The 14,818-nt window shown below is 33.8% G+C and carries 12 protein-coding genes and 3 pseudogenes; 5 read left to right on the plus strand and 10 right to left on the minus strand.

Annotated features, from left to right (window positions below):
• Window positions 1-164 precede the first annotated feature (164 nt).
• Window positions 165-464 (minus strand): annotated as a pseudogene (locus tag MLD65_RS15535) (AAA family ATPase); the annotation flags it as partial.
• Window positions 465-579: 115 nt separating this feature from the next.
• Window positions 580-1,122 (minus strand): annotated as a pseudogene (locus MLD65_RS18485) (transposase); the annotation flags it as partial.
• 117 nt (window positions 1,123-1,239) lie between these two features.
• Here MLD65_RS18485 and MLD65_RS15545 point away from each other — a divergent pair.
• On the plus strand, window positions 1,240-2,703 hold the full coding sequence (locus MLD65_RS15545; protein WP_243292771.1) for an ATP-binding protein: 1,464 nt from the start codon (window positions 1,240-1,242) through the stop codon (window positions 2,701-2,703).
• Window positions 2,704-2,845: 142 nt separating this feature from the next.
• Here the strand turns inward: MLD65_RS15545 and MLD65_RS15550 are convergent, their stop codons facing one another.
• Entirely contained in the window at window positions 2,846-3,433 is a 588-nt protein-coding gene (locus MLD65_RS15550) for a hypothetical protein (protein ID WP_243292772.1), read from the minus strand.
• A 10-nt stretch (window positions 3,434-3,443) separates the two neighbouring features.
• Window positions 3,444-4,613, minus strand: a complete 1,170-nt coding sequence (locus MLD65_RS15555) for a ParM/StbA family protein (protein WP_243292773.1) — start codon at window positions 4,611-4,613, stop codon at window positions 3,444-3,446.
• Between the two features lie 540 nt (window positions 4,614-5,153).
• On the opposite strand from MLD65_RS15555, the gene MLD65_RS15560 reads away from it, so the two are divergent.
• The 4 genes from MLD65_RS15560 to MLD65_RS15575 all read left to right on the plus strand — a co-directional run bounded on the left by MLD65_RS15560 (window position 5,154) and on the right by MLD65_RS15575 (window position 9,644).
• Window positions 5,154-5,843 carry a response regulator transcription factor gene (locus MLD65_RS15560; protein WP_243292774.1) on the plus strand — a complete coding sequence of 230 codons (690 nt, stop codon included), beginning with the start codon at window positions 5,154-5,156 and terminating at the stop codon, window positions 5,841-5,843.
• Entirely contained in the window at window positions 5,840-6,844 is a 1,005-nt protein-coding gene (locus MLD65_RS15565; RefSeq protein WP_243292775.1) for a sensor histidine kinase, read from the plus strand. Before MLD65_RS15560 ends, MLD65_RS15565 begins: the two co-directional genes overlap by 4 nt.
• Before the next feature lie 102 nt (window positions 6,845-6,946).
• Window positions 6,947-7,708: an ABC transporter ATP-binding protein gene (locus tag MLD65_RS15570; protein ID WP_243292776.1), complete on the plus strand. Its 762-nt coding sequence runs from the start codon at window positions 6,947-6,949 to the stop codon at window positions 7,706-7,708.
• Complete coding sequence (locus tag MLD65_RS15575) at window positions 7,698-9,644, plus strand: FtsX-like permease family protein (protein WP_243292777.1); 1,947 nt, start codon at window positions 7,698-7,700, stop codon at window positions 9,642-9,644. Before MLD65_RS15570 ends, MLD65_RS15575 begins: the two co-directional genes overlap by 11 nt.
• Before the next feature lie 175 nt (window positions 9,645-9,819).
• Here the strand turns inward: MLD65_RS15575 and MLD65_RS15580 are convergent.
• From MLD65_RS15580 to MLD65_RS15600, 6 genes and pseudogenes are all read right to left on the minus strand, one after another.
• Window positions 9,820-10,020 (minus strand): annotated as a pseudogene (locus MLD65_RS15580) (phospholipase D-like domain-containing protein); the annotation flags it as partial.
• Window positions 9,953-10,408, minus strand: coding sequence for a (deoxy)nucleoside triphosphate pyrophosphohydrolase (locus tag MLD65_RS15585; RefSeq protein ID WP_243292779.1), 456 nt, complete (start codon window positions 10,406-10,408; stop codon window positions 9,953-9,955). The pseudogene MLD65_RS15580 and the gene MLD65_RS15585, both read right to left, overlap by 68 nt.
• Window positions 10,409-11,063: 655 nt before the next feature.
• The gene (locus MLD65_RS18490; protein WP_481748541.1) at window positions 11,064-11,309 is read right to left on the minus strand and encodes a metalloprotease family protein; all 246 of its coding nucleotides are present in this window, start codon (window positions 11,307-11,309) and stop codon (window positions 11,064-11,066) included.
• Between the two features lie 6 nt (window positions 11,310-11,315).
• Window positions 11,316-11,588, minus strand: coding sequence for a hypothetical protein (locus MLD65_RS15590; RefSeq protein WP_243292780.1), 273 nt, complete (start codon window positions 11,586-11,588; stop codon window positions 11,316-11,318).
• Window positions 11,575-12,288: a hypothetical protein gene (locus MLD65_RS15595; RefSeq protein WP_243292781.1), complete on the minus strand. Its 714-nt coding sequence runs from the start codon at window positions 12,286-12,288 to the stop codon at window positions 11,575-11,577. Before MLD65_RS15595 ends, MLD65_RS15590 begins: the two co-directional genes overlap by 14 nt.
• A 598-nt stretch (window positions 12,289-12,886) precedes the next feature.
• Window positions 12,887-13,618 carry an ATP-binding cassette domain-containing protein gene (locus MLD65_RS15600; RefSeq protein ID WP_243292782.1) on the minus strand — a complete coding sequence of 244 codons (732 nt, stop codon included), beginning with the start codon at window positions 13,616-13,618 and terminating at the stop codon, window positions 12,887-12,889.
• Window positions 13,619-14,818 lie beyond the last annotated feature (1,200 nt).

Consider the following 14,818-nt stretch of genomic DNA (forward strand, 5'->3'; position numbering starts at 1 on the left):
GAAGAGGAAGGCTATTGATTTGTGAAATATTTCACAAATAATCCGTATGGTCATTAAAGTTTGTGAATATATATACATAGTTGTCTTAGAGTATCTAATTTAATTGTTTTGTTAAAAGGGGTTCGATTTGAATAATCGTTGTATAATTAGGATTTTTTGTGATAAAAGTTTTTATTTTCTGAAAATAATAAAAGGCGCCCTCGATAGAAGTCCATGACCCCACCCGTTGAAAGAGGAAAATAGACGACATGATACAGTGCTGGATTTAGAGACTCTTTAAATGAACGTAACGCAAAGTGTTTCCCTGCACCAGGTTCACCAGTGAGGAGCCCCCTTCCTTTGGATGTTTTTAAATAATGGAGCCCTTCGAGAGCCCCTTGATAATGGGTTGAACGATACTCATCAGAAGGACGCAAATCCTTTGGAAACGGGGAGTTCGAAAGCGAATAAAACGTTTTATACATGGCCTTGTCCCCTCTTTTGATTCGATTGAGAGAGAACAAAAGGAAAGTGAACTCGTTTGGCGATGGCGTTATCGTTCAGACCTATTTCATTTGGTTATTGATAAAAGGAAGTATCTCATAACTGGCTTCCGTACCATTTACATTTGTACTCTAACATTGTTCTAATTGTGACCATGACACTTCGCTAATTGTTTTAGCTAATTTGTGGTTCACTTGGGGGTGACAAAATCCATAACTTATTAGCCATTGCAAACATTTATATTGCAAAAAATGAGGGAATTGAGGTGAATACATATTTTATAGAAATTATCACCCCCGACTTTTGGTCACAATCCTAATTTGTGATTTTTTTGCATATTAGTTACAGACAAACTTACGATACCGATAATACTTTTGACAATCTCGATTGAAATTTTATCTAAGTAAACTTTGCAAGCATTAGCTATTTTTTCGGGAAGTCGAGTAACTTTTCTCTTTTACTTTTGATAATTCTTTTCTTGCAACAATGGCTTTTTTCTTTTTGATTGCAAGTTACGTCTGGAAAGAATACGTTGTGCTTTCGCTAATTTTTCTTCTAAAGTACTGAAAAACTTTGGATTGGAAAATAGGTCAACCCATCGGAAAGAATCCGAAAATCTTTACTGAAGTGATCAGGACCCCAAATTATATTTTTTGTGTTTAAATTTCAATAATTACGGGAAAAATGTAAAACATACTTTAATTTTTTTCGAGATAAATATAAAATATAGATAAAATTAAATAAGGGGTGAATACAGTGTCCTTTATATCTCAAGAAAAAATCTTAAAAGTATTATTAGGCTTTAATCCTTGGTGGAATAGCGGTCAAATCCCTCGTGATTTTGAAAAGCCAGTTAAAAGGTTGGCATTTTATGAAGCCAAAAAATATTTCTACCATACAGAGATTAGGCGCGAAGTAATTCTCTCTGGTCCAAGACGAGTTGGAAAAACGACCATTATGTATCAAATGATTAGTGACATTCTTAATCATTCATCCTCTAAACAAATTCTATACGTCTCTTTTGATCACCCAATGCTTAAACTTTGTGATATTGGGGACATTCTTGAGGTATTTGAAAACAATATATCACAAGGTTCAGAAGAATTATTTTTATTTTTTGATGAGATTCAGTATGCAACAGATTGGGACACTTGGCTTAAAACCTTATATGATCAGCACCCTACCTATAAAATAATGGCCACTGGCTCTGCAAGTCCTATTCTTACCACAAAAATGAGTGAAAGTGGAGTTGGTAGATGGACACAAATTAAAATACCTACACTGTCCTTTTATGAATACATTGATTTAATTGAAGCAAATAAACCTGACTTACCTAGAAATATTAAACCAACTCAATTAGGAAACTTGGATGAAAAAACACTTTCTTCTATCATGATTTCATTACAGCCCCTGCAAAAACATTTTCATCAATACCTTTTAATTGGGGGATTTCCTGAAGTTGCAAAAACTCGTGATATTTCTTTTGCTCAAAAAATTATTCGGGAAGATGTAGTAGATAAAGTCATAAAGAGAGACATTGTCTCATTATTTAATATACGCAACGTCTCTGAGTTTGAAAAAATCTTTCTATTTCTTTGTATCACAAGTGGAAATATTGTTGTTACTGAAACAATTGCAAAAGAAATAGGTGTTTCAAGACCGACAATTAGTAATTACTTAGAATTATTAGAGCATGCTAACTTAATCTACACGAGTAAACCTTTTGAACTTAAAGGGAAAAAAATATTAAAATCAAAACCAAAAGTCTATTTAGCTGACCCTGCCATTCGTAATGCTGTACTAATGTTAGGCGAAGAAGTTCTTACAGATCCATTAGAGATGGGAACAATCATTGAGACAGCCGTATACAAACATATCCATACCTTCTTTTATGATCAACACCCTTCAATTGGGTATTATCGAAATGCGAAAACTCAAAAAGAAATCGATATCATTGTTTCATTTCCAATTGGTCGTATCTTAATTGAAGTGAAGTATAGGCAAAATTCAACTATTTCCGAAAATGAGGCTATTGTAGAATGGGCAAATGATTCTCAAACAAAAGGAGCAATTGTAGTTACCCGAAGTGATGATGACTACGGTATGACCAAGCATAAAACAAATACAAAAATTATTCGTATCCCCGCATTTGCTTTCCTTTACTTATTAGGCCATGCAGAAAAAGAAGGGTATGAGCAACTACAAGAAATCTCTAAGTAAATTCAAATAATTATGCGAATAAAAGACTCTTGATTAGTTTTCTTTTTACTTTCGATAGCCCTTAAAGCAACATCATGCTATACAGTCATGTAATTACAATGCCTGACCCTAGTTATTCTACTGACGGTCAGGCACCTTTATTTTACTTGTTCATTTGTGCTAAAAAATCACCTAGTAAATCTTCAGCATCCTCTTCTTCCACCTCTTCGACTGAAGAAACTAACTCTTGTCTAGCCTTTTGTAAATCAAAGTTGATCAAGTCTTCGTCGACTGCCTCTATTTCCTTATGTTCCCCTATATTAGAGAGAGGACGCTCTGTTTTCAATTCTTCATCAGAACGGGTTGTTTCACTTTCCTGTAGAAATAATGCTTCATTTATATCAACGGCTGAACTATTTAGGGAAGCTAGTACTGATGTTGCCCGAACAGGGTCTGCTAACAACTGATAAACGATATTTCCTAACAATGCTTCTGAATGTGAATGTCTAAGCCAATTCCGTTGTTCCTTGCTCAATTGCTTTGGAAGTGGGATCGTTACGGTTTCTCTTTCTTTTGACAAGGATTTGCGAACACCTTCCAATGCAAACTCTGCCATTTTACTAGAAAAGTTTCTTCTTTCTGTTTCCTTTAATTTTTGCAATTGCTTAATAATGTGATCAGGAGTGTCAGAAGGAATACGAAACGTAATGGCCTGTCCCCTTTGTATTCGAGTCATTCCCTTGTTCGTCATGCAATCACCCTTATTTTTCTACTTTTTGCACTTCTTTTCCTTTATTCGTCTTTCTAACATAATCAGAGATTAATTTATAATAAGCATTGGCCATCATCCAAATACTTTCTTTTTCATCTTCAAAAAAACCAATATTGTAACCGTCTAAGTTATTATTTAGCGTTTTTAGGTAATCTTTTAAGACAATAGATCCTCCGCCTACAAAATAACAAATTTCCGTTTGGGAATTTTTCTGCCAAACATTACGTAAAAGACGATATTGCTTTTTCGCTAACTCGAATAAAATTCTGTCGGTAATATCATGAACACTTGTCCGACTACCTTTTACCATAATATGATTTCTATCTTGTTTCTTCGTTATGATTTCAACTACATCTCGGCGGCTATCTAGCTCTACACCGTGTTTCGTTCTTATCTCTTCCCTAATGGCTTCTAACGATTCGGATACCCCAATATTAAACCCTTGTGCTTTATCATCGTCTACGTTTCGGTTTTTGATGACTGCAATATCCGTTGATAATCCACCAATATCTTGAATGAGTATTCTTTTATCTACTAAATCTCTATTAATGATATTGAAATCATTATCCATAACTAAATTAATATAAGCAGCAAAACCTTCAGGATATACTTTCACTTGATCAAACTTAATGTTAACCTTTAAACCTTGATACTTAGGCGTAACTAAAAATTCAACTTGATGGACAGAGCTTAATAGACGCGAACGGTAACCTACGTCTTTTCCTTCTTTCACTTCTCGAATAGGTAGCCCCGTTCCGAGTGTATAATGACAATCTATGACATTATGACTCTTTTTAAATATATGTTCATTTTCTTCTCTAACAGCATCTAATGCTAAAGTAGCAAATAGCATGACTAATATTTGATCTTCTTCTGATTTCGTACTTCCGGGATCTAATTCAGTGGCATTGTCACTTTTAGTGGCTAAGTTACCTACGCGATAAATAACATTGTTTTCCTTTAAAGCAGGGGAGTGGACTCTAATATGAATACCGTCTAGAGGATCTTTACTATTTAATTCTTCAATTCCAATGACTGGCCTATCTTCAGTATCTCTTGCCATAACATTCGGAATACTTAGTTCATATTCAGCTTTTCCAAAAATCGCCTTCACTGAGTCATTACCTACATCGATCGCCGCAACTCTAGTTTTACTCATAAAATCATCCTTTCCAATTTTAACTATATGGTTAAATAAATCACCATATAGTTATATGGTATAATACGGAAACAGATTCTACAATCATCCTAAAGTTGTGTTCAAAAAAGTATACTTGTATACATCATTGTATACAAGGAGTGAAAATTGTACACACATTGATATTACTGAATGTAAACATGTTTGTATACATGTAAACGGTATTGCAAACATATTGTACACTTAATGTTTACATGTATACATTTTGTAATCACTATTCATTTAATACTATTTTTTTATAAATATAGTCAAAATGGAATATGGCCCACTCACCCTGCTCTGTTAACATCTTTATGTATTAAGGGTAGGCACTACTTTAAGACAGCCGGAATGGTGCCTCAATTGGAATAGACTGCTTAGGTAAGTTCTGTACAAGAAAGCTGTTTTCTTTTTACGGGATTTTTTTGTTCAAATTTTATATAAACAACACAATCAACCTATAGCACACTTACATATTTTGCTATAAACTTAAATAAAAGACATGCTAGTGTGGTGAATCCATTGTTTAAATTATTATTAATTGAAGATGATGTCACTCTATTTTCTGAAATAAAAAATCGGTTAGCCGGGTGGTCTTATGACGTGTATGGAATAACCGATTTTAGTAAAGTCATTCAAGAATTTACAGCGATTAAACCTGATTTAGTGATCATTGATATTCAATTGCCAAAATTTGATGGCTTTCATTGGTGTCGAATGATTCGCTCCCATTCGAATGTTCCAATTTTGTTTTTATCGTCTCGGGATCATCCTACCGACATGGTTATGTCCATGCAGCTCGGCGCTGATGATTTTATCCAAAAACCTTTCCATTTCGATGTACTTATTGCGAAAATACAGGCAATTCTTCGCCGCACTTATAATTACAATACAGAACAAATTCATCTCAAAACATGGTGCGGTGCAACAGTCGATTTCGAGAAAAATACAGTCACAAATGATCTTGGATCAATTGAGTTAACGAAAAATGAAATTTTCATTTTAAAAATCCTCATTGAACAGAAAAATAAAATTGTAAGTCGTGAAGCATTAATGAATAGCTTATGGGATGATAAGCGCTTTATTAGTGATAATACATTAACCGTAAATGTTAATCGCTTGCGAAAGAAATTGGATGAGCTCGGCATAGGACGATATATTGAGACGAAGATTGGACAAGGTTATATTGCAAAGGATGAAGTAAACCAATGATTAAGAAATATTGGATCGAAAGACGAAGTTGGATCCTTTTATTTTTATGCTTACAATTCCTAAGCCTTTTTATCGCCTCTATTGATTCAGCGATTCCATTTCAGCCAATCCTTTATATTGTCTATTTATCGATTATTATTTTTTCCATATTTCTTATCATTCGCTATCAAAAAGAAACGAACTTCTATAAAAGTTTGGAAGAACGGGACGATAACCTAGATACCACAACTTTAGCTAGTCCAATAAGCCCTTTTGAAAAAATGGTCGAAAAGAGTATGACTGATCAGGCGCAACGACTGAAGCATGAAGCTTCACAAAATCGAATGATAGTAGAACAGGAAAAAGATGATCTACTATCTTGGATACATGAGGTCAAAACACCATTGACCGCGATGCATTTAATCATTGAGCGATTAGATGATGAAACGATGAAAGCGCAATTAACGTATGAATGGCTGCGAATCCACCTTTTGCTCGATCAACAGCTTCATCAAAAACGAATATCCTTTATTGAAAATGATTTATATGTGGAACATATTGATGTAGAATCATTGGTTTACAAGGAGATTAAAACATTACAATCGTGGTGTATCCAAAAAGGGATAGGATTTGACATACAGTTAGAGGTAACAGACGTTATTAGTGATGCGAAATGGCTAGCGTTTATCATCAGACAGCTTTTAACGAACGCAGTTAAATATAGCGAGGCATCTGATATTATCATTAAAAGCTACCGACAAAATGATCAAACTTATTTAGAAGTAAAAGACTACGGACGGGGAATTGATCCAAAGGATTTACCGCGAATATTTGATCAAGGCTTTACATCAACTACAAACCATCATGATCATTCAGCAACTGGCATGGGGTTATATTTAACAAAAAAAGTAGCAGACTCCTTATCGATACATATAGATGTTCACTCAAAGCTTGAAATAGGAACAACCTTTACGTTAATCTTCCCCAAACAGAATGGGTTCGTGAAGATCACAAGCATGTGACAAAAATGTCACATGCTTTTCCTATTTGTTCGTTCAATCGAAGGAAAAGAACAACTAAAGCCTTTTATACTAAATCTAGAAAAACGAGAGGAGTGTTTCGATATGAATATTCTAGAAGCAAATAAAATTCATAAAAGCTATGGCAATAAATTTAATAAACAAGAAGTGCTAAAGGGTTTAGACGTACGTATCAAACAAGGCGAATTTGTTAGCATCATGGGTGCATCTGGTTCGGGTAAAACGACATTGCTTAATGTTCTTTCTTCGATTGATAAGGTTAGTGACGGGACCATCAAAATTGATGGAAAAGAAATTACTCGGATGAAAGAAAAGCAACTAGCCGAATTTCGAAAATATCATTTAGGATTTATCTTTCAAGAATACAATTTACTCGACACGCTTACCGTGAAAGAAAATATTCTGTTGCCGTTATCGATTTCAAAAGTGCCGAAAAAAGAAGCGGAACAAAAATTCAAATCAGTGGCAACAGAGTTAGGTATTTATGACATAAAAGAGAAATACCCAAATGAAGTTTCCGGTGGGCAAAAACAACGTACGTCAGCAGCTCGCGCCTTTATTCATGAACCGAGCATTATTTTCGCTGACGAACCAACAGGGGCACTTGATTCAAAGTCCGCTTCGGATTTATTAAACAAATTAAGCAACTTAAATCAAAAGCGAAACGCAACGATCATGATGGTTACGCACGATCCCGTTGCAGCTAGCTACTCGAATCGAGTCATTTTTATAAAGGATGGGCAAATCTACACACAGTTAAATAAAGGCGAAGAATCAAGGAAGACGCTCTTACAAGCCATTATGAAAACACAAGGTGTTTTAGGCGGGGTGCAATATGAGCATTAATCAACTAATCGTAAGAAATCTGAAAAAGAATTTAAAAAATTATTACTTGTATGTTTTTGCCTTAATCTTTAGTGTTGCCCTTTATTTCGCCTTTGTCACCTTACAATATGACCCGTCAACGGATGAAGTCAAAGGATCGATAAAAGGTGCCGCTTCTATTCGAGCTGCATCCGTCCTACTCGTTACGATTGTCTCGATTTTTCTTTTATATGCCAATAACCTCTTTTTGAAACGACGCAGTAAAGAAATCGGATTATTACAAGTTATCGGAATGACGAAAAGAAGGATCTTTCGCATTCTTACTGTAGAAAATTTTATCCTTTATTTCGGCTCGTTAATAATCGGAATCTTTCTTGGATTCTCTGCTTCAAAATTAGTTATGATGATCTTATTTAACATTACAGGTGTCGAAGCGATCGCACGGCTCCATTTTTCAATACAAGCGCTCATTCAAACACTTATTGTATTTACTGTTATATACCTCTTTATTATGTTCATGAACTATGTATATATTAAAAAACAAAGTATTTTATCACTGTTTAGAGTCGTTTCATCTACAGAAGCAAAAGTGAAGAAAATGTCCTTGTTTGAAATGATTATCGGGATTTTCGGCATTGGGTTAATCATTGTCGGCTACTATGTTTCATCAAAATTATTTGGTGGCGACTTTACAACGATGAATGAATTGTTCCTTGCCATGATCTTTATACTAGCATCTGTCATCATTGGAACGTACCTATTTTATAAAGGATCTGTCAGCTTTATTTTACATTTAATTCGAAAGAGGAAAGATGGTTATTTAACAATCAATGAAGTATTATCCATTACATCCATTATGTTTCGGATGAAATCAAACGCTTTATTGTTAACAATTATTACGACTGTATCCGCACTCGCAATCGGTTTATTGTCGTTAAGTTACATTTCTTACTACTCAGCGGAGAAACAGGCTAAAAATTATGTGCCATCGGATTTTTCGATGACAAATACACAAGACGCTGAGCAATTTATGGAAACCTTACGTGCGAACGATATTCCCTATCAAGAAAATAGACTTGAAGTGATTTATGCAAAATTTAATATTGAGAACCTTTTAGATTCAAATTTAGAAGAATTACAAGTCGACGCAAAGGCCCTACTCACTCCCGTTATTAGTGAAAAAGAGGTTGATCATATCAAATTGTCAAAAGATGAAACGGTTTTTACAGGTTATAATGATTTACTGCAAAAATTTATGCCATTAAAAAATGAGGGACAAATCGAATTAAAGGGGAAAAGTGAAGTTATTTCCCAGAAATATTTAGGGTTAAAACACGATTACCCGATTTCATTGTATTTTACAAATGGTGGAATGCCTACAGCCATTGTCGACGAAGCAATCTTTGAACGTTTAAAAAACGATTTAGATCCAGAAATTCAAAAAGAATCATCCATTTATATCGGTATTGATATCGTAAAGGAAGCACATATTGAAAAAGCAAATGATTTATTTAAAGAAGCTAGCTTTCACGATAACCTTTCGCACGATTCACGCCTTGAAATGAGCAACAGTCAGAAAAAAAACATGGGACTCATCATGTTTATCGTCGGCTTCTTAGGGCTAACCTTTCTTATTACGTCCGGCTGTATTCTTTATTTTAAACAAATGGGTGAGAGTGAAGATGAAAAGCCGAACTACACCATATTAAGAAAGCTCGGTTTCACCCAAGGAGACTTGCTAAAAGGCATTCAATCCAAACAATTTTTTAATTTTGGCATTCCTTTAGTCATCGGGCTGCTTCATAGCTATTTTGCCGTCCAATCTGGCTGGTTTTTATTCGGGACCGAGCTTTGGACACCGATGATCATCGTTATGATCCTTTATACCGCCTTGTATTCCATATTTGGTATTCTGTCTGTGCTTTATTATAAGAAGGTGATTAGAGAGGCGCTTTGATATAGCATTAAAGCTCTAGGCTAAAAGGAGCCTAGAGCTTTTTACAAATCGTACTTTTTAAAACTAAACTTCAAAATATTGCTGTTTTATACAATAAAATGCTGATCTCTCACCTTGCTGCTCTACTAAAGAAAATCCCTGTAATTCCTTTATTATTTTTCTAATCGTTGGCTCTTTCAAATTGTTGTTTAAAGTGATGAACGATTTCTCCATTTTCATGAGAAGTAAGTTTCACATTCCATTCATAATTAACTTTTAATGCATGTGCCGTTAAATTCGAACTTCCGACAATTAATGAATAGTAGTCATTATGAGTAAAAATATATCCTTTCGAATGAAAACCTTTTAAATTGGTTAAACGTACTTCTAGATTGCTGATCTTCAGATAATTTTTCAATTGTCAGGATATCCGCTGGCGCCCAATCTAGGGACTTTAATTCATGGGGTTCTAACCATTTAACAGCCATATGCTCCGTTAACACAGGAACCCCTTCAATAATTCGGCAAGAGAAAGTCGTCAAATGAACAATTCCGAAATCATATTCGTAAACTGTATGTTCAATCTGTTCACCAATATCGATTTTACAGCCCATTTCTTCTTCAATTTCGCGACGCAATGCTTCCTTTGGTGACTCACCTTTTTCAATTTTCCCACCTGGAAACTCCCATTTCAAAGGCAATAATTTATCTTCTCCTCTTTGCGCACATAATATTTTTCCATCTTCTATAATGACAGCTCCAACAACTTGCACATTCTTTTTCATTATAACCCCCTTGTGTCAACTGTTTTTATTTAGCCAACTTTATTATACTCCGATTGATATGATCTTCTGAAAAAAATGGAGAATTTTGTTTCAAAGAAAGCTGTTTAGTTTTACTTTCGTTAATTAATTTCCTCATTAAAGAGCAATGCAAAAAAACTAGAAATCTTGTAACATCAAGGTTCTAAGGTTTTTTGTTTATTTTCAGCTTTGTAGAATAACGAATTCTCCCCCAACTATTTGATGTGTGAAGAGATGGAAAATTGGAAAGAAAGAACAGATGAGCATATAAAGAGATTCCAATACAAAAGAACCCCCGTCGAATACCTGAACAAAGTAAAACAAAAAATGGCTAAACCAATAACTGTGTTAGTTTAACCGTTTAAGTTTTTTTATTATTTTAGTCTAGCAGGGGCTCTTAAAAACCACCGAGTTAGTAAATCCGTTCTTCTCCAGCTTCCTTCGAGTACCAAAGGAAGCGCCCAGAACCGTCCACTTGCTTTCCTAATCCTATATGCCCCGCTCCTACTTTTTTACAACTTCGAAGCACTAAACCCTTTCTTCTTCGCTTGGACCATCTTAACCGTAGCGTAAATGATAGCAGAGCCGTCTGCTGTGAAAGGAAGAAGATTAAGGAGATTGAGGAGACAGATAAATGCTAATATGGTTCCGTAAATGCCCAAATCCAATTATTTGGCGCAATCGATATTATCAACATTTCTAAGTACCTCTTTTCATTCAAATACGAAACCTTTCCACCTAACAGATTTATTTTGATGGATTTAATCTCTTTCTTGAATACTTTAATAAAGAGAAGATGAATGAGTTCGTGCACCACCATCACACTGATTACCATCAAATAGACAATCAAAAACTCCCTTATAAAGATAATAAAATTATCCATTATTTTCTAACTAGAGATACTTCTGGCTCTGAATTTTTTTATTCCAAAATAGCACAGGCAAATAAATAATAACCAAATCCCATAAGTGACAAGGATTTGAGGTGTTAAGGAAAATGTCGTAAAAAGCTCTTCTTCATTCATAATCATGTCTATTTTCAATCCAAGTTTTGACATGTAAACCCCTGTTTCATCAATGGAAAACAAGGTAATAAAATAATCAAACAAAAATAGAAAAAGATAAAGAACTGTTCCAAGAAAGATAAACTTAGATAGCTTCATCTAGAAAACTCCTTTTTATCAAAGAATATTTTATAAGAGTAAGAACCAATAATATGCTTATGAATATAAGGAAGCTTTTCGAAATTAGGTATAGGGAAACAGCGATAATGACACATAGAACTGACGCAGAGAACTCATTAACAGAGCTTTTATTTTTGGGGAATATAATACCCATGATAAGTGCTGCCTCAAAAATGATAAAACCGTAATATGCTGTTTTCTCATAATCTCCTTGAAGTCCAATCGCTGTGATAATCAATGGGAGATTTATTAGCCAATTTACGAATGTGGTTATGATCGTCTCACGGAACGGAGTAAGTCCAAAAAATGGATTCATTTTCCGGTAAGATACCGTTGTACTATAATAACGAATTGCTGAAAATGCAATCACAGGATATACAAAAACAAGAGTTGTCATGGCAATGACAAAATCTTTCGTATCAATATAGGATAAGCTGAAAAAGAGCGCTACGATTCCAATTAATCTTATTGTGAGCTTATTCCTAAATGTCCCTAATAAAATGAATGTCACTTGATTCATCGGAATGGTATACCGTGTCGAATAAAAATCTGACGAAGAATACATCTCTTCACTATTTTTGGATTGAAGAAAATAAATGGCAAGTGCTAACAAAACAGTTAGAACAAGTAGCAAGAAAATCAATATTAGAACAAAAATATGGTTAATTTGCAACTTCATAGATTTGACTTGCAAATCGATTTTGAATCGGAAAATGAAAAAGTAAAAGAAAAGAAAAACAACTAATATCATATTATTAATGTTGTAATACGTGAGCTTCAAGATTTTACTTACAGAGTAAAACACAAAATAATAGAAGCACACACTGCCCAAAAACAAGAGCTGACAATAGACCAAAATCAATAAATTTAGTGATAAAGAAAAATGAAAAAGCTTCAGCAAAGGGATAATAATAGCAAAGATAATCAAAAAAGAACTATATCCCAATAACAATTGAAAGAAAATACTCCCCAGCCAAATACTACCTTTCTCAAATGGCAAAATTTTGAGCTGATATTGCATTCTATTCGTAATGGAAAAAGAAATCGTAACAATGAGATAAATTATACCCGAAATAATTAGGATAACATTGGTGAGACTCGAAAATAAGATATTACGCATTTCCATAGTTGTCTCGGCTTCACTGACAAAAATCTTATTCAGTTCAGACACATTCAAAAGAAAGTACAGGACATAAGCCACAACCAAGCAGGCAAGTAAAATATACCTGTTTCTTCTCTTTTTAAAAATACTATTGGATAAAATGTTATTAAAAACTTCATTTAGTAGAATTTTGGTTATCGTTAAGGAATCGGTCAATTTTGTCATAGTAGTTTTTTAATTCTCCATTATTAATTACTATTTCCTCAATTTTGCTTATATCCTTCATTACTTGCATTTTTCCGTAGCTCAATAAATAAACATCCGCCTGTGGATTACGATTAATATAATCCATATTGTGGGTAATTAAAATGAATTTCCGATCTCCTGATAGCCTATTAATTAAATACTCTGTTAAAAGGTAGCTCTCATAATCCAAGCCATTAAAAACTTCATCAGCGAAAATATACTGCACCCTTAAGGACAGAGACACGGCTATTTGCAGCTTTTTTTTCATCCCATAGGAGTAGCCACTAATTTTTTTATAAATAGCTTCCTTCAAATGATATAGTTCAATAACAAACTGAAAAAATTGTTCATCTGCGTTTTCATATCGATTGAAAACAAAGTCCGCATATTCCTTTCCCGACAAATACTCAGGAAGATAGAAATCAGAAGGAATATAATACATTTTCAGTTTTGCTTCTTTCTCTTTATGGTCAATGGAATCTACCTGAATGTCGCCATTTTGAAAAGGAGTAATATCACATATACAGTTTAACAGGGTGGTCTTCCCAGAACCGTTGACACCAACTATAATATCAGTACCTGTTGAACTAAATTTAATATTGAGCTTGTCTAAGACTTTATTTTTTCCATATAATTTTTCTAAATTAGATACAGTAATCATTGATTCAACCCTATAATTTATTTTTATTGTAGTAAGTAGTAAACATTAATATTTTAGAGAACGGCTATTTTAATTTATTTAGGTTTACATCCTATACCAATATCCCAAACTCGGCCAGCTCCACTTCAGCTTACCAGAAAATGCATAGCCACTTCCAGCCAGTAGTACAATTAAAACAACAACCCAAATGATCCATTTGTTTTCAATAATTTCCTTATGTTGTTCTTCGAGGTGATTGATAAAAGAATAAATAGAACTCCAAAGCATGATTTGTACTTTGTTAATATCTACCAAAATATTAACTTTTTACATTTTATATTATTATATCATTTTCCATTCAAAAAGAAATATTTCCCAATATCAGTAACAAATAAGTAAATTGTCTCATTTTTTCACACAAATCTTTGATAAACAGGAAAAATTTATTTTCAACATTAAAACTTCTAAAGCTTTAAGATTAATCCAATTTAGAATACCTATCAATCCTATTAGGCATATAAGTCCAATAATAAATGGCAGAGACCCTCTGTACGAATGTTTGCATACAAAAGCTTCTGGCTGACAAGAAAATATACATAGGTATTGATAACCCCGTAGAAGCCGAAGAATAATTAGTAAGAACGTTCATATTTGTACGGAGCAAAGATATACAAAAACGCCCATAGGTGAATGATGGAAATTGGAATAATAGCCGCAATAAAAAAATCACTGGAAAATGGCTCTGCCACAATTGTAGCAGTCCAAAAGCATCAAAAAGAATCAGAAAAAAAACAATAATATTGCTTCTGTTTTCTTTAGGAGTTTGAAACTTTAAATAAGATTTTGTAACACGGTCGATATCTAGTTGGTTGTTCAAGAATGACACCTCTTACTCTATTATTTAAACCAAGAGCCTACATCTGCTTTAAGAGGACTGTTACCTTAATGTTTCACATCACTTCACTTTATCAAAGCTACTCCCCATCATCCACTATTAGCGGGACTACCTTCCCTTCATAAACGTTAATCAATCCATAACCTAGAATGGTTACTGAAGAATCAAAAAGGCTTTGTTATAGTTTTTATCTACTTAGTTCAGATTAAAAGTTCATGTGACGCAGTGCTTTCAAATAAAACCCGATAATATTTATAAGTGATATACCCTTTCAATAACATTTACTTATGTAAATATGTGCTATATAATAAAAACGCTAGATTTTA

It is taken from the genome of Bacillus sp. FJAT-47783 (assembly GCF_022808615.1).
Taxonomy (GTDB): domain Bacteria; phylum Bacillota; class Bacilli; order Bacillales; family Aeribacillaceae; genus Bacillus_BZ.